At 60.4% G+C, this 21,849-nt stretch carries 17 protein-coding genes; 5 read left to right on the forward strand and 12 right to left on the reverse strand.

Translation table 11 applies throughout. The features are described 5' to 3' along the window. Nucleotides 1-146 precede the first annotated feature (146 nt). Nucleotides 147-1,091, forward strand: a complete 945-nt coding sequence (locus K7A42_RS14035) for a rhodanese-related sulfurtransferase (protein ID WP_004445192.1) — start codon at nt 147-149, stop codon at nt 1,089-1,091. A 102-nt stretch (nt 1,092-1,193) separates the two neighbouring features. Here K7A42_RS14035 and K7A42_RS14040 read toward each other — a convergent pair whose 3' ends face one another. The 12 genes from K7A42_RS14040 to K7A42_RS14095 all read right to left on the reverse strand — a co-directional run bounded on the left by K7A42_RS14040 (nt 1,194) and on the right by K7A42_RS14095 (nt 17,497). Next, nucleotides 1,194-3,437: a bifunctional diguanylate cyclase/phosphodiesterase gene (locus tag K7A42_RS14040; RefSeq protein WP_282455418.1), complete on the reverse strand. Its 2,244-nt coding sequence runs from the start codon at nt 3,435-3,437 to the stop codon at nt 1,194-1,196. A 196-nt stretch (nt 3,438-3,633) separates the two neighbouring features. Continuing rightward, nucleotides 3,634-4,413: a MetQ/NlpA family ABC transporter substrate-binding protein gene (locus K7A42_RS14045; RefSeq protein ID WP_006699526.1), complete on the reverse strand. Its 780-nt coding sequence runs from the start codon at nt 4,411-4,413 to the stop codon at nt 3,634-3,636. A gap of 33 nt (nt 4,414-4,446) precedes the next feature. Beyond that, nucleotides 4,447-5,115 (reverse strand): methionine ABC transporter permease, encoded by a 669-nt coding sequence (locus tag K7A42_RS14050; RefSeq protein ID WP_006699527.1) that lies wholly within the window; start codon nt 5,113-5,115, stop codon nt 4,447-4,449. Continuing rightward, entirely contained in the window at nt 5,105-6,145 is a 1,041-nt protein-coding gene (locus K7A42_RS14055) for a methionine ABC transporter ATP-binding protein (protein WP_060942288.1), read from the reverse strand. Before K7A42_RS14055 ends, K7A42_RS14050 begins: the two co-directional genes overlap by 11 nt. 367 nt (nt 6,146-6,512) lie before the next feature. Beyond that, nucleotides 6,513-7,142 (reverse strand): NAD(P)H-dependent oxidoreductase, encoded by a 630-nt coding sequence (locus K7A42_RS14060; RefSeq protein WP_004445205.1) that lies wholly within the window; start codon nt 7,140-7,142, stop codon nt 6,513-6,515. Nucleotides 7,143-7,442: 300 nt separating this feature from the next. Further along, a complete protein-coding gene (locus K7A42_RS14065) occupies nt 7,443-8,813 on the reverse strand; it encodes a GH1 family beta-glucosidase (protein ID WP_282455419.1) in 1,371 nt (456 codons plus the stop codon). A 711-nt stretch (nt 8,814-9,524) separates the two neighbouring features. Next, entirely contained in the window at nt 9,525-10,835 is a 1,311-nt protein-coding gene (gene xylA / locus K7A42_RS14070; RefSeq protein ID WP_280171232.1) for a xylose isomerase, read from the reverse strand. 240 nt (nt 10,836-11,075) lie between these two features. Then, nucleotides 11,076-12,530 (reverse strand): xylulokinase, encoded by a 1,455-nt coding sequence (gene xylB, locus K7A42_RS14075; protein WP_282455499.1) that lies wholly within the window; start codon nt 12,528-12,530, stop codon nt 11,076-11,078. A gap of 103 nt (nt 12,531-12,633) precedes the next feature. Beyond that, a complete protein-coding gene (locus K7A42_RS14080; RefSeq protein WP_035207134.1) occupies nt 12,634-13,656 on the reverse strand; it encodes a LacI family DNA-binding transcriptional regulator in 1,023 nt (340 codons plus the stop codon). 116 nt (nt 13,657-13,772) lie between these two features. After that, nucleotides 13,773-14,423, reverse strand: a complete 651-nt coding sequence (locus tag K7A42_RS14085) for a pyridoxamine 5'-phosphate oxidase family protein (protein WP_037092303.1) — start codon at nt 14,421-14,423, stop codon at nt 13,773-13,775. A gap of 244 nt (nt 14,424-14,667) precedes the next feature. After that, nucleotides 14,668-16,251 carry a DHA2 family efflux MFS transporter permease subunit gene (locus K7A42_RS14090; RefSeq protein WP_004445211.1) on the reverse strand — a complete coding sequence of 528 codons (1,584 nt, stop codon included), beginning with the start codon at nt 16,249-16,251 and terminating at the stop codon, nt 14,668-14,670. Nucleotides 16,252-16,285: 34 nt separating this feature from the next. Further along, the gene (locus tag K7A42_RS14095) at nt 16,286-17,497 is read right to left on the reverse strand and encodes an HlyD family secretion protein (RefSeq protein WP_004445212.1); all 1,212 of its coding nucleotides are present in this window, start codon (nt 17,495-17,497) and stop codon (nt 16,286-16,288) included. Nucleotides 17,498-17,659: 162 nt separating this feature from the next. On the opposite strand from K7A42_RS14095, the gene K7A42_RS14100 reads away from it, so the two are divergent. The 4 genes from K7A42_RS14100 (at nt 17,660) to K7A42_RS14115 (ending at nt 21,780) form a co-directional block, all read left to right on the forward strand. After that, nucleotides 17,660-18,346, forward strand: a complete 687-nt coding sequence (locus tag K7A42_RS14100) for a TetR/AcrR family transcriptional regulator (RefSeq protein WP_004445213.1) — start codon at nt 17,660-17,662, stop codon at nt 18,344-18,346. A gap of 193 nt (nt 18,347-18,539) precedes the next feature. Next, nucleotides 18,540-19,298: a TerC family protein gene (locus K7A42_RS14105; RefSeq protein WP_072493045.1), complete on the forward strand. Its 759-nt coding sequence runs from the start codon at nt 18,540-18,542 to the stop codon at nt 19,296-19,298. 178 nt (nt 19,299-19,476) lie between these two features. Beyond that, the gene (locus K7A42_RS14110) at nt 19,477-19,764 is read left to right on the forward strand and encodes a GIY-YIG nuclease family protein (protein WP_135855667.1); all 288 of its coding nucleotides are present in this window, start codon (nt 19,477-19,479) and stop codon (nt 19,762-19,764) included. A gap of 243 nt (nt 19,765-20,007) precedes the next feature. Continuing rightward, nucleotides 20,008-21,780 carry an SLC13 family permease gene (locus K7A42_RS14115; RefSeq protein WP_282455420.1) on the forward strand — a complete coding sequence of 591 codons (1,773 nt, stop codon included), beginning with the start codon at nt 20,008-20,010 and terminating at the stop codon, nt 21,778-21,780. Nucleotides 21,781-21,849: the final 69 nt, after the last annotated feature.

Raw genomic sequence — 21,849 nt, forward strand, 5'->3', positions numbered from 1 at the left:
GAGGCGGCATTGCGACATCCCGTTGCCTGCACACGGCAGCAGGAATGACAGGAAGCCCACAAATCCTCCCGATTGACGATTTTCAAAATACCCGAACCCACCGATAAATATTGCTTTGCGGCCGCCGTCGCTGTATTTCACCGGCCATGACCGACACGACCATTCTCCCCCGCCCGGAAGTCTCTGGCGATTTCCTTGTGGCCGCGCTTTATCATTTCGCCCGCCTGCCGCGGTTCGAGAGCCTGCGTGAGCCATTGTTCGAGCTCTGCCAGAAGAACGGCGTGAAGGGCACGTTGCTGCTGGCCGCCGAGGGCATCAATGGCACGATCGCCGGCCCGGATGCGGGCGTTCACGCCGTGCTTTCCTTCCTGCGCGCCCAGCCGGAATTTTCGGCATTGGAGCACAAGGAAAGCCGCGCCTCGCACATGCCTTTCGTGCGGCTGAAGGTGAAGCTCAAGAAAGAGATCGTCACGATGGGCGTGCCTGATATCGATCCGAACCGGATCGTCGGCACCTATGTCGACCCGCGCGATTGGAACGAATTGATCTCCGACCCGGACACGATCGTCATCGATACCCGCAACGATTACGAGACCGCCATCGGCGTCTTCAAGGGTGCAGTCGATCCGAAGACGAAAACCTTCCGGGAGTTTCCGGACTGGGTGAAGAACAACCCCGGCCTGCACAACAAGCCGAAGATCGCCATGTATTGCACCGGCGGCATCCGCTGCGAAAAGGCCACGGCCTTCATGAAGGAGCAGGGCTTCGACGAGGTCTATCACCTCAAGGGCGGCATCCTGAAATATCTGGAAGAAGTGCCGGAAGAAGAAAGCCTGTGGGAGGGCGCCTGCTTCGTTTTCGACGAGCGTGTGTCGGTGGTGCATGGCCTGGCCGAAGGCGACCACCAGCTGTGCCACGCCTGCCGCAACCCGATCACCCCGGAAGTGCGCCTGTCACCCAAGTTCGAGGAAGGCGTCTCCTGCCCGAGCTGCTACGATGAGCGCAGCGAAGAAGACCGCCAGCGCTTCCGCGACCGGCAACAGCAGATCGACCTGGCAAAGAAGCGCGGCGAGCGGCATCTGGGGCGGTAAGCCCAGGTAGCTATAGGACTGTATCTAAATTTGGATAGAGCGGCGCCGCGTGTTTCTTCTCCCCGTCGGGGAGAAGAAACGAGAAGCGACACGTCGAGAACCTCACGCCCCCGCCCGCAGCGCAAAGAGCGGCGCATCCTGTCCGTCCAGCATGGCGGTGATCTCTTCCGCCGCGACCGGTTTTGAGAACAGGTAACCCTGCAATTCGTCGCAGCCGCACAGATGCAGTATGGCCGCCTGCTCTTCCGTTTCCACGCCTTCGGCCGTGACCGGAATGTCGAGTGATTTCGCCAGCGCCACGGTCGCCTGCAGCATTTCCAGCGAGCGGCCTCCCTTGTCGAGCGCCATGATGAGCGAACGGTCGATCTTCATCCTGTCGAAGCCGAAGCGACGCAGATAGCCGACGCTGGCAAAGCCGGCGCCGAAATCGTCGAGCGCGATATGCAGGCCGAGCTGTTTCAGCTTGTCTATCGCCGCACTTGCCCGCTCCGGGTGCTGGATGAAATAACCTTCCGTCATTTCCAGCCGCAGCCTTTCCGGCGGCGTCTTCGTCGCATTCAGAATATCCGCGACATGGCCGGAAAAGGCCGGATTGCGGAACTGCACGGGTGAAATATTGACCGAGAGCTTGATGGACGGCCATTGCTGTGCTGTCTCGCAGGCCTTGCGCAGCACCAGCAGGCCGAGCCGGTCGATGAGACCGCTCGTCTCGGCAGCGGCGATGAATATGTCGGGCGGGACGAAGCCATATCCCGGCCTCTGCCAGCGGGCCAGCGCCTCCACCCCGGTAATGCAGCGCGTGGCGGCGCTGACGACCGGCTGATAAACCACCTGTATCTCGTCGTTCAAAATGGCGGAGCGAAGATCGGCCTCGAGTTGCAGTTTTTCCTCGCGCAGCGCATCCATTTTCAATTCGTAGGACACGTAACGACCGCGGCCGTTTTCCTTGGCCTGATACATGGCCATATCCGCGCGGCGCAGCAATTCCTCACCATTGATGTCCCCCGCCCGCGAGATCGACGTGCCGATGCTGCAGCCTATACTTGCCACACGCTCGCCTATGCTGAAGGGTTCGGTGAAGAGTTCCAGCAGTGACATGCAGAGCTTGCGGCCTTCCACCCACACGTCGTCGCCCTGAATGGCGATGGCGAATTCGTCGCCGCCGAGCCGCGCCAGAACCGCGCCTTCCGGCACCAGCACCCTGAGCGCCGCCGCCACGCCCTTGATGAGCCGGTCACCCGCCGCGTGGCCGTAGGAATCGTTGATTTCCTTGAAGCCGTCGAGATCGAGATAAAGCAGCTTGATATCCGTCTTGTCGTGGCTTGCCCTGGCGACCATGCGGTCCAGCCTCGCGAAGAGACCGGCGCGATTATTGAGGCCGCTCAGCCGATCGCGCAGAGCTTCTTCCCGCGCCGCCGCCTCATCCGCCTTCAGACGATCGAGCGTGGCCGAACCGATGATGAGCAGCACCAGAAAGAACGTGCCGGCGATACCGAGCGCGGTAAAGACGACCGGCCGCGCCTCATGAAAACTGACATCTCCGGGCAGGTGCGACCGCCAGACGAGCCGTGCCAGCACCTGCCCCAGCGGATTGACGATATCCACGTGGTTGGCGGCCGTTCCCTCGCCATATTGCAGCTCCAGGCCCTCGATCACGTAGTTGCGGGCGAGTTTGTGCACCGTCGCCTGGGTGAGATGACGGGCAAAAACCAGATAGCGCCGCTCCGCGCCGACCGGCGGCAGCGCTCCCGATTTGAGCCGCACCAGCGCAACACCGGCAGCGGCGATACCATCCCCGGTTTTGACGAAACCCGTGACCTGCGAGGTGACGCCGGGACGCATGGACCGCACCCGTTCGATCATTTCCGGAAGGCCGGCGGCGAAATAGGTGCCGGGCACCCATTTCGCCGGCTTGCCATTCTGATAAGCCATACGGACCTTGTCATCCTCGTCGATGATAACGGCAGTATCGAAAAGATCGTTATTGGCCGTCATGTCGCCGTAATTGCTGGCCACCCAGTCGAAGCGATCAGGAGCATAGACATATTCGGCGGCATCGTCCCAGGCGGCGTAATCGTTGAGCGTCGCACCAAGCTGTTCGCGAAAAGTGACGAGAGCTCCCGCCGTCGTCTCGCGTGAACGGGCACTGTCGAGCAGATTGGCCTTTTCCCGGACCTGACTGAGAGCGGAGAGGACGAGCGCCGTAACGATGAGAAGCACCAGCGCGAAGGTGGACAGCACAACGCCGACGGCGGTTCTGCGCCCGACCGGCAAATAGTCCCCAATGTTGCGCGGCGCAATCCGCATAAAATCCCCTTTGAAAGCATCATCTTGCGAAGGAAACATTCAAAAGCCGTTAAGCCGCGCCGTAACACCGACCCAAAAAACAACGGGTACAAAACGACAGTCCGACCGAAAATCTGAAAAATCCTTTCTGGAAAGAACGGAGGTTTTTCAGGAAAAGTGGATTTGCGCCCGTCCGTAAAACAAAAAACCTCCCCCGCGCGCGGGAGAGGTCATCATTTTCATCGTGATGGAGCGATTACCAGGACGGGATAACCGTGCCGTTATACTTCTCCAGAATGAAGGCCTTCACTTCCGGGCTGTGGTAGGATTCCACCAGCGTCTTCACCCAGGGCTTGTCCTTGTCCTGCGTGCGAACGGCGATGACGTTCGCGTAAGGGGACTTTTCGCTTTCGATGGCGATGGAGTCCTTCTTCGGGTTCAGGCCAGCTGCCGTGGCATAGTTGGTGTTGATGACCGAAGCGTCGGTATCGTCAAGCGAGCGCGGCAGCTGTGCGGCGTCGAGTTCGACGATCTGGATGTTCTTCGGGTTTTCGGTGATGTCGGCAGGGGTTACCTTGAGGCCAGCTTCTTCCTTGACCTTGATCAGGCCCTTGGAGGCGAGAACCAGAAGGGCGCGGCCGCCATTGGTGGGATCGTTCGGAATACCGACCGTCGCGCCATCCTTCAGCTCGTCAAGGCTCTTCACCTTCTTCGAATAAACGCCCATCGGGGTGGTGATGGTGGTGCCGACGCTGACGAGATCGAACTTGCGGTCAGCGATCTGGTTGTCGAGGTAAGGCTGGTGCTGGAAGGAGTTGGCCTGCAGCTCGCCGTCGTTCAGCGCCTGGTTCGGCACGACATAATCGGAGAACTCGACGATATCGATATCGAGGCCCTTGGCGGCCGCGATCTTCTTCACCTGTTCCATGATCTGCGCGTGTTCGGCGGGGGTGACGCCGATCTTGATCGTCTCGGCCAGCGCCTGACCGGCGGTGAAGAGAGCGGCGAGCGATGCCGCGAGAATAAGTTTCTTCATAGGTGTCTCCTTGGGTTGTTATTATGAACGCAGTTAATTCTTCCGTGTACGCTTGTCGAAGCTGCGCGCCAGCCGGTCGCCGGCGCTCTGCACCAGCTGCACCAGCACGATCAGCACCAGAACCACGGCCAGCATCACGTCTGGCATAAAGCGCTGGTAACCGTAGCGGATGCCGAGATCGCCCAGCCCGCCTCCGCCAACCGCGCCCACCATGGCCGAATAACCGATGAGGCTGACCAGCGTGAGCGTGAGCGCCAGCGTGATCCCGGGCTTGGCCTCAGCCAGCAGAACCTTGGTGACGATCTGCAGCGGGGTCGCGCCCATGGCGCGGGCGGCCTCGATCAGACCCTTGTCCACCTCGCGGATCGCCGCTTCCACCAGCCTTGCGATGAAAGGCACGGTCGCGACCGTCAGCGGCACGATGGCGGCACTGGTGCCGATCGACGTGCCCGCCACGAGACGGGTGAAGGGGATGATCGCCACGACAAGAATGATGAAGGGCGTGGAGCGCGCCGCATTCACGATGAGGCCGAGGATGCGGTTGGTCATGGGCGCGGGAAACAGTTCGCCCTTGCCGCTGGTGGCGAGGAAAACGCCCATCGGCACGCCGATGATGGACCCAACGATGCCGGAAACAGCAACCATGTGAAGGGTTTGCAACAGCCCTTTCAGCAGAAGGTTGAAGATCATATCAGGCGACATAACCGAGCACCTCCGTGTGAAGACCGGTTTCAGCATAAAAGCGATCGGCGCGCGCCGTAACCTCAGCCGAGGCCGGATAGGAGACGACAAGCGAACCGAAGGGCTCGCCGGAAATTTCCTCGATGGTGCCGGCGAGGATGTTCACATCGGGGCCGATTTCGGCGACGAGACGGGCCGTCAGCGGCTGGAAGGCCGTTTCTCCGAAGAACACCAGACGCACCAGAACACGATCGCCTTCCGCTGCCTGCGGCTTGAGACCAGAGGTAACCCAGTGCGGCAGCTTCACGCCGACAGAGGACGACAGCAGGCTGCGGGTGGTCTCGTGTTTCGGCGCCGTGAAGATATCGAAGGTGGTGCCTTGCTCAACGATCAGTCCCCTGTCGATGACGGCCACCTGCGACGCGATGGTCTTTACCACCTCCATCTCGTGGGTGATGAGCAGCACGGTCAGACCGAGTTCGGCATTGATGCGCTTCAGCAGTTCGAGAATGGATTGTGTCGTTTCCGGATCGAGCGCAGACGTTGCTTCGTCGGACAGCAGCAGCTTCGGCTGGGTGGCGAGCGCACGGGCAATGCCGACACGCTGCTTCTGGCCGCCGGAAAGTTCCGCCGGATAACGCTTTGCCTTATCGGACAGGCCAACAAGATCGAGCAGCGGCGCAACCCGGGTCTCGATATCCTTCTTGCCCATGCCTGATATTTCGAGCGGCAGCGCCACATTGTCGAACGCTGTGCGCGAGGACAGGAGATTGAAGTGCTGGAAGATCATGCCGACGGAACGACGCAGCGTGCGCAGGCTCTTTTCATCGAGCGCCGCAACATCGACGCCATCGACGATCACACGACCGGTCGAAGGCTTTTCAAGGCCGTTGGCGAGGCGGATGAGCGTGGACTTGCCAGCACCGGAGCGACCGATGATGCCGGTGATTGAGCCTTTCGGCACGGCGTAATCGATACCGGCTAGGGCTGCGAAGCCGGGCTTGCCGCCCGTGCCGCCAAAGGTCTTGGTCACGCCTTCGAACGTGACCATCGGCTCCTTTGCCGCCCCTTCAGGGACCGCCTGTTCTTGGCGCGCGGGCGAGGCCGCACTGGATGGAAAACTCATTGTGAACTCTGGGAATGCGTGACGGATCGGGTCTCAAAAAATCCTGTTGCGGTGCTGAACCGCTCTCTTCATGCAGCCTTCGGGCACATTCGATGACAGCTGATTTTCCGGGTCATTTCGTCAGGCTTTCACTCAGAAATGCCGGGGATCGGCAATTCGATGGCGCATACTTGCCCGCACACGCCACCTTTTAACAGGGATGTTTTTTCAATTATCTGAAAAGAGAGGAAAAATCTACCGCAAAGCCGCGTGTGCAGCCCTGCGGCAGTCAAGATTTTGCGAGTAGCTTGAATCAGACGCGGCTGACGAATTCTTCAGCGGGGCGGCGCACCTTCTTCAGGTTCACCAGCCAGTCGCCTTCCGGCTGGCGATAACCGAGCGGCAGGATGGTGACGGAGCGCAGGCCCTTCTCACGCAGGCCAAGGATTTCATCGAGCTTGGCAGGATCGAAACCTTCCATCGGAGTGGAATCCACACCCTCAAAGGCGGCCTGCGCCACAGCCATGCCGAAACCGATATAGGCCTGACGGGCGGCGTGCTCGAAATTCACCTGCTGATCGCGCTGCGGATAGGTGTTAAGCAGCATCTGGCGATAGGCTTCCCAGCCTTCATTCTTGATGCCGCGCTCTTCATTGACCAGATCGAACATATGGTTGATCCGCTCTTCGGTGTAATTATCCCACGCCGCAAAGACCAGCAGATGCGAGCCTTCGGTCACCTGCGCCTGGTTCCAGGCGATCTCGCGGATCTTGGCGCGCACTTCCGGATCGGTGACGACGATGACTTCAAAGGGCTGAAGACCGCTGGAGGTGGGCGCCAGCCGCGCTGCCTCGACAATGCGCTCAACCTTGTCTTCGGACACCGTCTTGGAAGGGTCCATTTTCTTGGTGGCATAACGCCAGTTAAGTTTTTCGATAAGCATGTTCGTTTTCCCTGGGAGGACCAGCCCGCCCTGCCCCTTGACGGCAGGATGGGCGCTACGCTTCGTAGCCCGTCTCACATAGGAGCCGGGACGGCAGGCGCAAGCAGGCACCGTGGGGTAACCGATAAAAAAGTTTGGAAAACTGATAATAAGGGGAGAGAACTTTTTGGCGTGCCCGCGATACATCCTCTCGACGTCATCCTCGGCCCTGTGCCGAGGATCTAATCACATTGAATAAAATCAGCAGGTTGCAGATCCTCGGGACAAGCCCGAGGATGACGTTGGAGAGGTTTCACCCCTTCACCACCCCATGTTCCCCTTCGGAAAACCCGAAGCCAGCGCGCTGTACCACTTGCCGCTATTCTTCACCGTCCGCACCTGCGTTTCGTAATCAACATGCACGAGCCCGAAACGCATGCGGTAACCCTCGGCCCATTCGAAATTATCCATCAGGCTCCAGGCGAAATAACCGCGCATCGGGTAACCGTCACGGATGAGATCGGCGACGATGCCGAGGTGTTCGGCGTAATAATCGAGACGCGGCTGGTCATTCACCTCGCCGTTTTCGACGCCCATATTATAGCAGGCGCCGTTTTCGGTGATGTAGCACTCCGGCAGATCGTAACGCCTGTAGAGCGTCTCAACCAACGACTTCAGCGCCGGAGCGTAAACCTCCCAGCCGATATCGGTCTTCACATCGCTGACCGCCGGTGCGGGCATAGTCGCGGGGAATTCCGCGCCCGGTGTCGCGTCGTCGGCAACGCGCATCGGCGTGTAATAATTCAGGCCCCACCAGTCGAGCTTCTGGCTGATGATGCCGAGGTCTTCCGCCTCCACGACGGGCATACGATCACCCAGCGCCTCCATCATCTCGGCGGGATATTCGCCCTTGAAGACCGGGTCAAAGAACGCGCCATTGTGGAACTGGAAGGCCCGCTCGGCTGCCTTCAGATCAGCCTCGCCATCGGAAGCGGGAATGACGGAATGGGCGTTCAATACCAGCCCCACCGGCACTTTCGGCGCGACATGGCGGGAAGCTTCCACGCCAAAACCATGGGCGAGGTTGATATGGTGCATGGCGGCAAGGGCCGCCTCCATGTTGCGCTCACCCGGCGCGTGGATACCATAGAGATGGCTGAGCCACACCGCGCACCAAGGCTCGTTGAAGGTCGCAACCGCATCCAGCCGGTCGCCGAGGCGGGCCATGACGGTCTTGGCGTAACGCTGGAAGGCATGTGCCGTGGAGCGGGAAGCCCAGCCGCCATCCCCCATCAGGGTCAGCGGCAGATCCCAATGGTACAGCGTCGCATAGGTCTTGATCCCGCGTGCCTTGCAGCCATCAACGAGACGGTCGTAGAAATCCAGACCCTTCTCGTTGATCGGCCCGAAACCATCGGGAATGATGCGCGGCCAGGCGATCGAGAAACGATAGGCCTCCACCCCCATCTCCTCGATGAGATCGAGGTCTTCCTCCCAGCGATTGTAATGATCGCAGGCGATATCGCCATTGTGACGCCCGAAGACATGGCCTGGCATATTGCAGAAGGCATCCCAGATGGAGGGCTTGCGGCCATCCGCCTTGGTGGAACCTTCGATCTGGAACGAGGCAGTTGCGACGCCAAACAGGAAATCGCCGGGGAAACGGGCTGCGAGCGTTTTGGGATCGGTCATCGGAGAGTCCATCGGATGTGAAAAGATCAGCAGCGGTTTAGACCATGTCGCCTGCGAGGTACAGTCGGGCTCGGCGGAATCTACAACGTTTCAGGATGCGCGGTGAACAGGCCCAAAGCGCTTTGCATGCGCAAACGTCACCGCAGCGCGTAGCGGCGGCATGGGAGGCAGGCCCGGTGAATGCGTGTGGAATGAGAAGTGGTGGAAGTATTTGCATGCACCGGGCCGCATCATGAAGATCATGATCATGGCCTCTCACCTAAAGCCTTTTCACGACATCTATCCGATCAGCCCTTCCCGCCTCTGGCCGTGCGGGACGCCTCTCCGAAACACGGTCTACCAGAACCATGCTTGTCGATGCCGGCAACCGGTTCGCAAAAGGCGCCGCGCGTATCGCCCTTCCGTTCCGGTTGCGGGAGGAATGATGCAGCCAACGGAGGCAATGGGGACGGGAGAGGAAGAATTTTTTCGGAAGTGACTGAAAAGGATGGAGGGGTGGCGCAGAGTTGTCAGCTTCTTCTGGAGCAGAACGGAGAGCGGGCCCCTCAACCGGCCCTTCGGGCCACCTTCTCCCCGGCGGGGAGAAGAGATATGCCGGGCCCGCCGCGTTTGGCAAGGAGCGTGAAGCTTGTTCTTTCCCCCGCCGGGGCGAAGTGCCGGAGCGCAGCGGGGCGATGAGGGGGCAACGTTGCCGTCACCCCCTCCATCACGTCAAACGTAACGATTGACCACGTTTTCGAGATATTCCTGGCGGCCAGACTTCGGCTCAGGATTGATATCCTCGCGCTCGACCAATGCCGCGATCTCGTCGAGCTTCAGCTCGCCGCGCAGCATCTTCTGGGCTTCCGGCGAATCCCACTTGGAATAACGCTCCTTGAGCGGCTTCGAAAGCGCACCGTCCTCGATCATCTTCGCCGCCGCCTTCAGGCCACGGGCGCAGCAATCCATGCCGCCGATATGGCCGATCAGCAGATCCTGCGGATCGAGCGACTGGCGACGCAGCTTGGAATCGAAGTTGGTGCCGCCATTCTTGAAACCGCCGCCGGCAAGAACATGGTAATAGGCGAGCGCCATTTCCGGCACGTTGTTGGGGAACTGGTCCGTATCCCAGCCGGACTGGTAATCGTTGCGGTTCATGTCGATGGAGCCGAAAATGCCGAAGGCGTTGGCCATGGCAAGCTCGTGCTCGAAAGAGTGGCCGGCGAGGATGGCGTGGCCCTGCTCGATATTGACCTTCACTTCCTTGTCGAGACCGTTCTTCTGCAGGAAGGCATAAACGGTGGCGACGTCATAGTCGTACTGGTGCTTGGTCGGCTCCTGCGGCTTCGGCTCGATAAGGATCGTGCCTTCAAAACCGATCTTGTATTTGTATTCCACCACCAGATTGAGGAAGCGGCCGAGCTGGTCGAGCTCGCGCGACAGATCGGTGTTGAGCAGGGTTTCGTAGCCTTCGCGGCCGCCCCACAGAACGTAGTTCGCGCCGCCGAGCTTCTTGGTGGCGTCCATGCAGGTCTTCACCGTTGCGGCGGAGAAAGCGAAGACGTCAGGATCGGGATTGGTCGCGGCACCCGACATGAAGCGGCGGTTGGAGAAGAGGTTGGCCGTGCCCCAAAGGAGCTTCACGCCGGTATCGGCCTGCTTCTGCGCGAAATAATCAACGATCTCGTTGAGGTTCTTGGTGTTTTCCGCGAAGTTCTTGCCTTCCGGCCGTACGTCGGCATCGTGGAAGCAGTAGAACGGCGAACCGAGCAGCGAGAAGAATTCGAACGCCACGTCGGCCTTCAGTTTCGCGGCCTGCATGCTGTCTTCAAACCATGGGCGCTCGAACGTCTGGCCGCCAAAGGGGTCACCGCCCGGCCAGGTGAAGGTGTGCCAGTAGGCCACCGCAAAACGCAGATGGTCTTCCATGCGCTTGCCCGCGACGATTTCATCAGGGTTGTAGTGGCGGAAGGCCAGCGGGTTGGTGCTGTCGGGGCCTTCATATTTGATCTTGGCGATATCGCCGAAGAAGCCTGTGCTCATGGGGTGGTTCCTCCTTGGTGGGTCTAGATGGTGTTCTGAAATTTCAGGGTTGGCGTTTGCCGCTCACCCCCCTCTGTCCTGCCGGACATCTCCCCCTCAAGGGGGGAGATCGACTCGTGGGTAGGTGTCCACCTCTTGCGAGGCTGAAGTCGAAGTGAAGTGTCCGCCGCTTGCCGATCTCCCCCTTGAGGGGGAGATGCCCGGCAGGGCAGAGGGGGGTGAAGCCGCACCCTCAACACCTCAATGCGAAAGCCCCCTAATCGCCGGATAAACCGCGTGATACCGCCGGTAAGCCTCCTCATAGGCATCGGCCAGATCAGCCACCGGCTCAATCGTCCGCGCCGTCTCCGGCTGCGAGCACACCGCCACCGGATCAGCTCCGGTCGCGGCAATCAGGCCGAGACGCGCGGCACCGAAGGCCGCACCGAAATCACCCTCGGCGGGAATATCCACTGGCACACCAAGCGACGTAGCAATCGACGCCAGCCAATAGGCCGAACGCGAGCCGCCGCCGATGGCGGTGACACGAGAGATCGAGGTGCCGGCGGATTTCAAGGCTTCGAGATTGTCCCTGATCGCGAAGGTCACGCCCTCAAGCACGGCCTGCGTCAGCGCCTTGCGGTCGCTTTCATGCGAAAGGCCGATGAAGGAGCCGCGGATGGCAGCATCATTGTGCGGTGTGCGCTCGCCGGAAAGGTAGGGAGCGAAAGTGACGCCAGTCGGTGCAAGCAGCGTGTCGCCGAGTTCGCCGGTCAGATCGGCGGCGGATTGGCCTGTCAGCCGCGAATACCAGTTCAGCGCATCCGTGGCGGACAGAATGACGCCCATCTGGTGCCAGGTATTGGGCAACGCGTGGCAGAAGGCATGCACGGCGCTTTCCGGCTTCGGCAGATAAGAGGCATTGGCGGCAAAGAGCACGCCAGAGGTTCCGAGCGACACGAAGGCATGACCTTCCTTCACCGTGCCCATGCCGCAGGCCGAAGCTGCATTGTCGCCCGCCCCACCGGCAACGACGGTGCGGCCGGAAATGCCCCATTCGGAGGCAAGCTCGGCGCGCAGAACGCCCGCCTCATCCGTGCCTTCCACCAGAGACGGCATGTGTTTTTCATCGAGCCCGGTGGCGGCGAGAAGTTCGGATGACCATTTGCGCGCGCCGGTATCGAGCCAGGAGGTGCCGGCGGAATCGGACATTTCCGAGATATATTCACCGGTCAGCCACAGCCGCAGATAATCCTTCGGCAGCAATACCTTGGCGACTTTTGCGAAGACTTCAGGTTCGTTCTTTGCCACCCAGGCGAGCTTCGGCGCGGTGAAGCCAGGGAAGACTATATTGCCGGTTATCTTGCGGAAGCGCGGATCAGCGTCGAGTGCGGCTGCTTCGGCATGGGAGCGGGTGTCATTCCAGAGAATGCAGGGGCGCAGCACCTTGCCATCGGCATCGACAAGTGTGGCGCCGTGCATCTGGCCGGAAAGGCCGATGCCCTTCACCGCGGCAAGCTCTTTCGGAAACTTCTGCTTCAGGCCGGCAACTGCGGTTTTCGTCGCGGCGATCCAGTCCGCCGGGTCCTGTTCCGACCAGCCATGATGCGGGCGCGAGACATCCAGCGAGCCGTTGGCCGAGCCGATGATTTTCTGATCGCCGTCCATCAGCAGGGCTTTGACGCCTGAAGTGCCAAGATCGAGACCGAGATACATGTATTTCTCCATTCCGGCGCGCCATGCGCCAAAGTTCATGCGGTTTTTTAAAGCCGCCGCCAGAGGGAAAACCGGCGGCCACTTGTCCTTCGGAAGAGTTTCTTCAGGGAAGATTGTCCCTGAGGAAGATATCGATACGAATACGTTCCTGCGCGGCGATGACGGGCAGGCCATCGGCGCGCGCCTTCAGGACGCGGATGGCGCTGCGCACCTCGTGACCCGCGTCCTGGTTGAGCACGGCATCCAGCAGCCCTTGCCGCAGCGCATTGGCGGTGGTTTCGGTGAGCTCATGGGCGATGACCGAAAGCGGTCTTTCGTCATCTACCGCCCCAAGCGCGCGGATGAGACCTCGATTACCGGCACCGAGACTGTAAATGCCGGCGAGGGTTGCATTGCCGAGCGCCTCGCGCACCAGCGCCTCGACGGTCAGCGGATCGTCCCTGCCCTCCAGCACCGGCAGCAGCCGCGCCTGGGGAAACTCTGCCTCGATGACGGCGCGAAACCCTTCCAGACGCTCGCGATGGTCGCGCACCAGCATGGAGCCGGCCACAACGGCGACATCGCCGCCGCGCCCGGAAAGAAAACGTCCCATCAGGCTCGCCGCCGTGCGCCCGGCGGCGACGTTGTCCACACCGGCATAATGGTCGCGCCTCGAACCCGAGAGGTCCGACACCAGCGTCACCGTGGCGATGCCGTCTTCCGCCAGCCGGTCGGCGGCCTCCGCCACATCTTCGGAATCGGTGGCGACGAAGGCCACCCCGGATGGTTTTTCCCGGCGCGCAACTTCCAGAGCCTCGGTCAGAGCCGCAGCATTAAACGGCGGCACCTCGATGACGCGGATCGCCGTCCGCTCCAGATGCGAGCGGCTGGCCGCAGCCCGTACCTCGGCGCGCAGTGTCGCCATGAAGGAATTGTCGTTGCCGGGCAGGATGAAGATCATCGAGTAATTGCGCCCCTTGGCCAGATTGGCGGCGGCGATGTCGCGCACATAACCCAGTTCGGCAATGGCCGCTTCCACCCGCGCCCGCGTTGCGGCATGCACGCCGGGACGCATGTTCAGCACCCGGTCTATGGTGGCGAGGCTGACGCCCGCCCGCTCGGCGATATCGTGAACTGTCGGCTTCATGGCTCCTCCCGCCTCCTGCATATCCAGCTTTGCGGCCGCCGTAAATCGAAAAATGATGTACGTACCTCATAATTCATCAAATGGCTGCGGAATATCAATCCCGGCATGGGCTGAGGCTAATAGAGGGTCCGGCGGTAGTCCTGCTCCAGCTGCTCATCCATCTTCCGCAGGTCATCCCCATTTGTCGGAGTGCGCGACGTTTCATCCAAGATGATCTTGATAAGCGAGGGCATTTCCGACCGGGACTGGTGATGCGCGGGATCCCACAGGTGGGAGCGCCGGAACGCCTTGGCGCAATGCATGAAGACCTCATCCACCTTCAAGACGATGGCAAGTTTGGGGATACGATCCGCAACGCTCATCAGCTTCAGTAGTTCTGGATCGGTGCTCAGTGTCGCTCGCCCGTTCACCCGCAGGGTGTCGTCGAAACCGGGCACGATAAACAAGAGACCGACAATGGGGTTGGCGATGATATTGCTGAGCGTATCAAGGCGATTGTTGCCCGGCCGGTCCGGGATCGCCAGCGTGCGCGCGTCGAGAACCCTTACAAAGCCCGGCGGATCGCCGCGGGGGCTGACATCGGCCTTTCCCTCAAGGTTTTGGGTGCCGATGCAGAGAAAGGGCGAACGCCGAATGAATTCCTGCGCATGTTCGCCGAGCCTGTCCTGACACTTCTGTAGCGCAAGGGCATGTGTCGGCTCGAACAGGCCGCGAAGCGACTGCTCATCCGTGATTGCGAAGTCTGGATTGAGTTCCAAGGCCGCCATGATCTCCCCCTCTGAACCGCCCTGCCCAAGGGGCCACAATCCCGGTCAGCCGTCCTCCCGGCCCCGTTTTCGCTCCCCTTGCGCCTTTGAGGTACGTACCTCATAGATTGATATACATGGCTTGCCCGCTGCGATCAACAGTTGAAATCTGGCAACAGGCGAAATGGGGATGTTGGCCGGATATAAAAAAGGGGCCGTCATTTCCGACGGCCCCAGCTCTGCGGTGGATGGGAGGGGATTGTTATCAGTGCGCCGCGTCTGGTGGCGGCGCTGCCTTGGGTTTCTGGATCAGGATCGTCATGAAGATCAGGCTGGAAAACAGCAGCGTCAGCGCGAAGAACACATCGGCGAAGGCTAGAATCCATGCCTGCTGCGAGACCATGCCGACCATTTTCTTGACCGCGACGGATGCGCCATCGAGCCCGTAGGAATCATAGTTGGCGCCGACACTGTTCAGCCATTCCAGCGCCTTGGGGTTGGAATAGCTGATATGTTCGGCCAGACGCACATAATGGTCGTCCGTGCGCTGCGACAGCATGGTGTTGATGACGGCAAGACCAACGGCGCCGCCGAGGTTACGCGTGAGGTTGAACAGGCCGGAGGCGTTGCGGATACGGGCGGGCGGCAGGGTGCCGAGCGCGATGTTGTTGATCGGCACCATGCACATCATCAGGCCGAAACCGCGCAGGATCTGCGGGATCAGCAGCTCGTAGAAATCCCAGTCGGTCGTCACATGCGTCATGATCCAGGTGCCGCAGCCGAAGCTGATGAAGCCGATGGCCATCATCGCCCGCGGATCGAGCTTGGTGGAGACCTTGCCGGCAATCGGCGCGGTGAAGAACATCGCAAGGCCGGACACGAACATGGTTTCGCCGATCATCAGCGCGTCATATCCCCTCACCCGGCCGAGATAGAGCGGGTAGAGATAGGTCAACCCGTAAAGCCCGATGCCCATGACGAAGGAGAACAGCGAGCCGATGGAGAAGTTGCGGTCCGCAAAGGCGCGGATATCAACCACGGGGAACTCCACCTTGAAGGCGCGCCAGAAAAAGACGACCGCGCCGATAACCATGGCGACCGTTCCCATGACGATGTGCTCGTCGTTAAACCAGTCCTTGTTGTTACCCTCTTCCAGCACATATTCCAGCGAGCCGAGGAAGACGGCCATGGAGATCAGCCCCCACCAGTCGAACTTCTTCCACAGTGACTTTTCCGGCTTGTCGAAATCGATCAGGCTCCATGTCAGGATGGTGACGATGATGCCGGGGATGATGTTGACGAGGAACAGCCAGTGCCAGGAAAAGGCGTTGGAAAGATAACCGCCGACCGTCGGGCCGATGGTGGGCGCGAGCGTGGCGACGAGACCGATGATCGGTGAGACGACCGAGCGTTTGGACGGCGGGAAGATGGTGAAGGCGGCCGCAAAGACCGACGGGATCATGCCGCCGCCGATAAAGCCCTGGATCGCGCGGTAAACGATCATCTGGTCGATATTGGTGGCAGTGGCGCAGAGCGCGCTCGAGATCGTGAAGCCCGCAGCACAGGTGGCGAAGAGCACGCGCGTGGAGAGGATGCGCGCCAGCGTGCCCGACAGCGGGATCATGATGACTTCCGCGATCAGATAGGACGTCTGCACCCAGGCGATCTCATCCGAGCCGGCGCCGAGGCCGGCCTGGATTTCCGCAAGCGAGGCGGAAACGATCTGAATGTCGAGAATGGACATGAACATGCCGAAGACCATCGCGAAGAATGCGATGAGCCTGCGCCTGTCCATCGGAGGATCGGCGGGGATGGACGCCCCGCCCGTACCGACAACCGTAGCCGCCATGATCTTGCCCTCAACGGTGCGTCAAAGACGCGCCTTACTTGGCCTGCGGATTAGCTTGCGCCGTTCTGGTGGTTTCCGGCGCCGTGCGGGTATCGACATCGACAACAACGCTGAGGCCCGCGCGCAGATTATGCTTTTCGAGGTCTTCCTTGGAGAAGACGATCCGAACCGGCACGCGCTGGATGACCTTGGTGAAATTGCCCGTCGCATTTTCCGGCGGCAGCATCGAGAAGACCGAGCCGGAACCCGGCGAGATCGACTGGACCGTGCCTTCGATCGTAGCGTCGTCAAAGGCGTCGACATGCACGCGCACCTTCGAACCGGGTACGACGCGGGCGAGCTGCGTTTCCTTGAAATTGGCGTCGATATAAAGCTCGTTCATCGGCACCAGCGAAGCCAGACGCTTGCCGACAGACACCAGATCGCCATTCTGTACCGCGAGATTGCCGATAACGCCGTCATAAGGCGCCTTCAGAACCGTGAAGGACAGATCGCGGGCCGCCTTGTCGCGGGACAGCTGCAGCGAACGGATGGTGCTTTCCGCCTCCTGACGCTGGGCGCGCAGGAGCTCCACATTGGCCTTGGCCGAGGCGATGGCGGCATCGCCGGCGACGACATTCGCCTTGGCCTGATCGAGCGCGACCTGCGCATTATCGGACGCGGCAACCGTGCCGACATCCTTTGCCTGCAGCTGGCTTGCGCGCTTCTGGGTGATTTCCGCACCACGAAGGGCTGCATCCAGCGCGCCCTTCTGGGCAACGGCCTGCTCGAGCGCCGCTTCGCCGCCGATGATCTGCGCATCGATACGCTTCAGAGACAGTTCCTCGGTGCGGATCTGCGCTTCGGCCTGGTCAAGCGCGATACGATAATCGCCGTCGTCAAGCGTCACCAGCGGGTCGCCCGCCTTGACTTCCTGGTTCTCGACCACGTTCACCCTGGCGACGTAACCGGAAACCTTCGGCGCGATGACCGCGATGTCACCTTCGATATAGGCGTCGTCCGTCGACACCAGGAAGCGACCATCGATCCACCAGTTGTAACCGTACCAGCCAGCACCGGCCAGCAGTGCAATGGCAATGACAGGCAGAAGCTTCGAGCGCTTCTTCTGCTTTGGTGCCGGCGCTGCCTGCGGCTGCTGGGAAGGCGCCTCCGCCGGCTTTGCGGGAGAGGTCTCGGCCTTGGCGGAGATATCCGCCTCTTCCGCATCGTTGACGGCGCGAACCGCATTATTCTTCTGGGCCGACATGAGAGAGCTTACCGTGATAGATTGAAGAAAGTTTTTCGAACTGAACCGTTCGGTTCGATTGACATAATCTCTTTCCTGACACATATCAAGTGTTATCGAACCGATTGGTTCGACGTTCGGTTAATTTTTTTACGCCGTTGTGATGCTATGAAGGCGGTAGCGATGGCAGGTGAAGACAGGGATATGGAGACGGAAACGGAAACGGGCTGTCCGGGCAATGCCGCCGGGCGTTTTGCGGCGGGCGAAGACCCGGCCAAACGCGAGCAGATTCTGGCAGGTGCCTGGCGTGTGTTCAAGCGCAAGGGCTTCGATGCGGCCAGCATGAACGACATCACGCGTGAAGCGGGCGTTTCCAAGGGCACGATCTACGTCTATTTCTCCAACAAGGAGGATCTGTTCGTTGCGCTCGTCGATCACCATCGCAACGAATTCGCCACCTCCATGCGCCATATCCTTGAGGGCACCGAGGAGGTGCGCGAGGGGCTGGAGCAGTTCGGCAAGGCCTTTGCCAACAAGATGATCTGTTCGGACATGATCCCCGCCATGCGTTCGGTGCTCGGCGTCATCGATCGCATGCCAAAACTGGCGCAGCGCTTTTTCCTGTCGGCTCCGAACAACGTACGCACCGTGCTCCTGGATTTCATCCAACATCAGGTCGAGATCGGCCATCTGAAAGTGGACGATCCTGAACTGGCCGCCCGGCAATATATCGAGCTTTCCACCGGCACCTTCTTCAAGCTGCGGCTGTTCGGCGAACTGGAAGGCCCGGTTCCCGACGAGGAACTGGACCGGGTTATCAGCAGCGCCATCAACGTATTCATGGCGGCTTACGGAACAGACAAGGCCTGAGACCATTCAGCAAGGGACGGCCTGACCGGCATCGGGCCGGCAAGGCAATGGCGTCCGATACGCGGTTTGCGCGAAATTTCGATGAAATCTTGCCAAACACAGGAGCTATCTCCTTGTTTCTCGCGTATTGCGCTATAAATTCCACCCACCGAATATATCGGCTGGCCTTGTTGCTGAAAGGAAAACATACCTGATGGAGTCCATTCTCCCTCTTCTGTCGGACCCCGCCGCCTGGGTGGCGCTCGTCACACTGATCGTCATGGAGGTCGTGCTTGGCATCGACAACCTGATCTTCATCTCCATTCTCACCAACAAGCTGCCGCCTGAACAGCGCGAAAAAGCCCGCAAGATCGGCATAGGCCTCGCGCTCGTCATGCGCCTTGGCCTGCTTGGTACCGTCGCCTGGATTGTGCAGCTCACCACACCGGTCTTCGAAGCCTTCGGCCACCCATTCTCGTGGAAGGACATGATCCTCATCGCCGGCGGTCTCTTCCTCGTCTGGAAGGCGACCAAGGAAATTCACCACAATGTCGACCCGGAAGACCACAAGGAAGACCTGGTGGGCGGCCCTGTGGGCATGAATTTCGGCGCCGCCATCGGCCAGATCCTGCTGCTCGACCTCGTCTTCTCGGTGGACAGCATCATCACCGCCGTCGGCATGACCCCTCACCTGCCGATCATGATCGTCGCCGTCATCGTGGCCGTGACAGTCATGCTGCTGGCCGCAACGCCGCTCGCCAATTTCATCGAGCGCAACCCCACCATCGTCATGCTGGCGCTCGCCTTCCTGATGATGATCGGCACGACACTGATCGCCGAAGGCATGGGCTTCCATGTTCCCAAGGGCTACGTCTATGCCGCCATGGCGTTCTCGGCACTGGTGGAACTGCTTAACATGCTGGCGCGCAATGCAAGGCGCAGGAAGAAGGCGGGTGCGGAAGAGGTGCATTGACCGCACTTCCTTCCGTCGTGCCGGACTTGATCCGGCATCCAGCCGATGCGCGTCTGCGCATCGTAAAGAGTCCCTTCAGCCCAAGGACTTGGGCTGGCTGGATACCGGATCAAGTCCGGTATGACGGAAATGATTTCTGCCTATTGCCAAAATAGTTGGCGCTGCGCATGCTTTTCTCATGCGCCAAGGTTACGTTTATATTCTTGCATCGAAAAGAAACGGAACGCTCTATATTGGCGTTACCAGCAATCTTTCTCAGCGACTATATGAGCATCAGAACAATCTGACACCCGGTTTCACAACCCGTTATGGCGTCAAGACTCTCGTTTGGTTCGAGACATACGATCTCGTCACGGACGCGATTGCTAGAGAAAAGAATATAAAAAACTGGCCACGCGCTTGGAAGATCAAGTTGATTGAAGATCTCAATCCGGAATGGGACGATATCGCTCATTATCTTCTCTAACGAAACCTCACCTCCGTCATGCCGGACTTGATCCGGCATCCAGCCGACGCGCGTCTGCGCGTTGGAGAGAGTCCTTTCAGCACAAAGACTTGGGCTGGCTGGATGCCGGATCAAGTCCGGCATGACGGAGGGGCGTGAATCCTCAGTTCACGCCAGGAACCGCCTCACCCCGGCTTGCGTTCTTCGATATCCTCATCGATAGGTGCGACTTCCGCCGCCTCTCCTTCGAAAGCATAAGCCAGCATGACGACAGACCAGATCCTCGCCTTCACCGTCATCGCCGGCATGATGGTGGCCTTCACCTGGGACAGGTTTCGTTATGACGTCGTCGCCTGCAGCGCGCTGCTGGTGGCTGTAGCACTCGGCGTCGTGCCTTTCGACAAGGCATTTTCCGGCTTTTCGGATGATATCGTCATCATCGTCGGCAGCGCACTGGTTGTCAGTTCGGCGGTGGCGCGTTCAGGCATCGTCGATATGACGATCAAGAAATATTTCCCCGAGATGCATTCCAAAGGCCTGCAGCTCGCCTTCCTGATGATCGTCGTCGCCGTCATGTCGGCCTTCATCAAGAACATTGGCGCACTCGCCATCATGATGCCCGTCGCGTTCCAGTTCGCCCGCAAATCCGGAAGCCCGGTTTCCTATTACCTGATGCCCATGGCGTTTGCCGCCTTGCTGGGCGGGCTGATGACGCAGATTGGCACGTCGCCGAACATCGTCGTCTCGCGCCTGCGTGAGGAGATGACCGGTGAGAGCTTCTCGATGTTCGATTTCACGCCCGTTGGGGCTGGCCTCACCGTCATCGGCATCATCTTCCTGACCTTCGGTTATCGGTTGCTTCCGGTGCGTAACCGGGAAAAGGCCTCTGTCGAGGATATTCTCGACCAGTCCGCCTATACCGCCGAAGCGACGCTGCCTGCAGACAATACCTTTGCGGACAAGCCGCTGCGCGAACTTCTCAAGCAGGCCGATGGCGATGTCATCGCCAGCACCATCCTGCGCGGACCGCGGCGCATTTCCCCCTTTCCCGACGTGACGCTGAAGGCCGGAGACACGGTTCTGCTCGAAGGCAGCCCGGAAGGGCTCGACCGCATCGTCTCCCAGGCAAAGTTGCTGCTTTCCGGCAAGCCCCTGATGGAGAACGGCCAGAAAACCGCCGATCTCATTTCCATGGAGGCCGTCATCAGCAACGAATCCGTTCTGAACGGCATTTCGGCGCGGGAACTCGCGCTGTCCTATACGCGTGGCGTCAACCTGATCGCGGTGAGCCGGCGCGGCCAGCGTGTCAGCCAGCGGCTCTCGGAACTGACATTGCAGGCGGGTGACGTCATCCTTTTACAGGGCAGCCGCAAGAACCTGCCGCAGGTGCTGCAGGAATTTTCGCTGCTGCCGCTGGCGCAGCGGGAGATTCTGCTCGGCGTACAGCGCCGCGCGCTTTTGCCGGTCATCGTACTCGCCGCCGCCATGATCGCGGCCGGCAGCGGTCTGGTCCCGGTCTCGGTCGCCTTTTTCGCAGCCGCCTTCATGATGATCGTCGTCGGCGCGATTCCGCTGACCGAAGTCTACAAATCCGTCGATGGCCCGATCCTCGTCATGCTCGCCGCCCTCATTCCCGTCAGCGACTCGCTGCGCACCAGCGGCGCCAGCGAGTTGATCGCCGCCTGGCTCGGCAACGCGGCTCAGGGCCTGCCGCCCTTTGCCGCGCTCGGCATGATCCTGCTCACCGCCATGGCGGTTACGCCCTTTCTCAACAATGCCGCAACGGTGCTGGTCATGGCGCCGATTGCAGCGGGTTTTGCCACCACGCTCGGTTTCCGGCCGGAGGCCTTCCTGATGGCGGTGGCGATCGGCGCGGGCTGCGATTTCCTCACCCCCATCGGGCACCAGTGCAATACGCTGGTCATGGGTCCTGGCGGTTATCGTTTCAGCGACTATCCGCGGCTTGGCCTGCCGCTATCGATCATGATCGTCCTCGCCAGCATTCCCATGCTGCTTTACGTCTGGCCGGTCAACTGAAGCCAGCCGGCAGGACCGGCCGACCTCTGGAGACTCCATATTTCCTTGACGCCTGCGGCAGAATATGGC

The sequence above is a fragment of the Agrobacterium sp. InxBP2 genome (genome assembly GCF_026191755.1).
GTDB classification, from domain to species: domain Bacteria; phylum Pseudomonadota; class Alphaproteobacteria; order Rhizobiales; family Rhizobiaceae; genus Agrobacterium; species Agrobacterium pusense.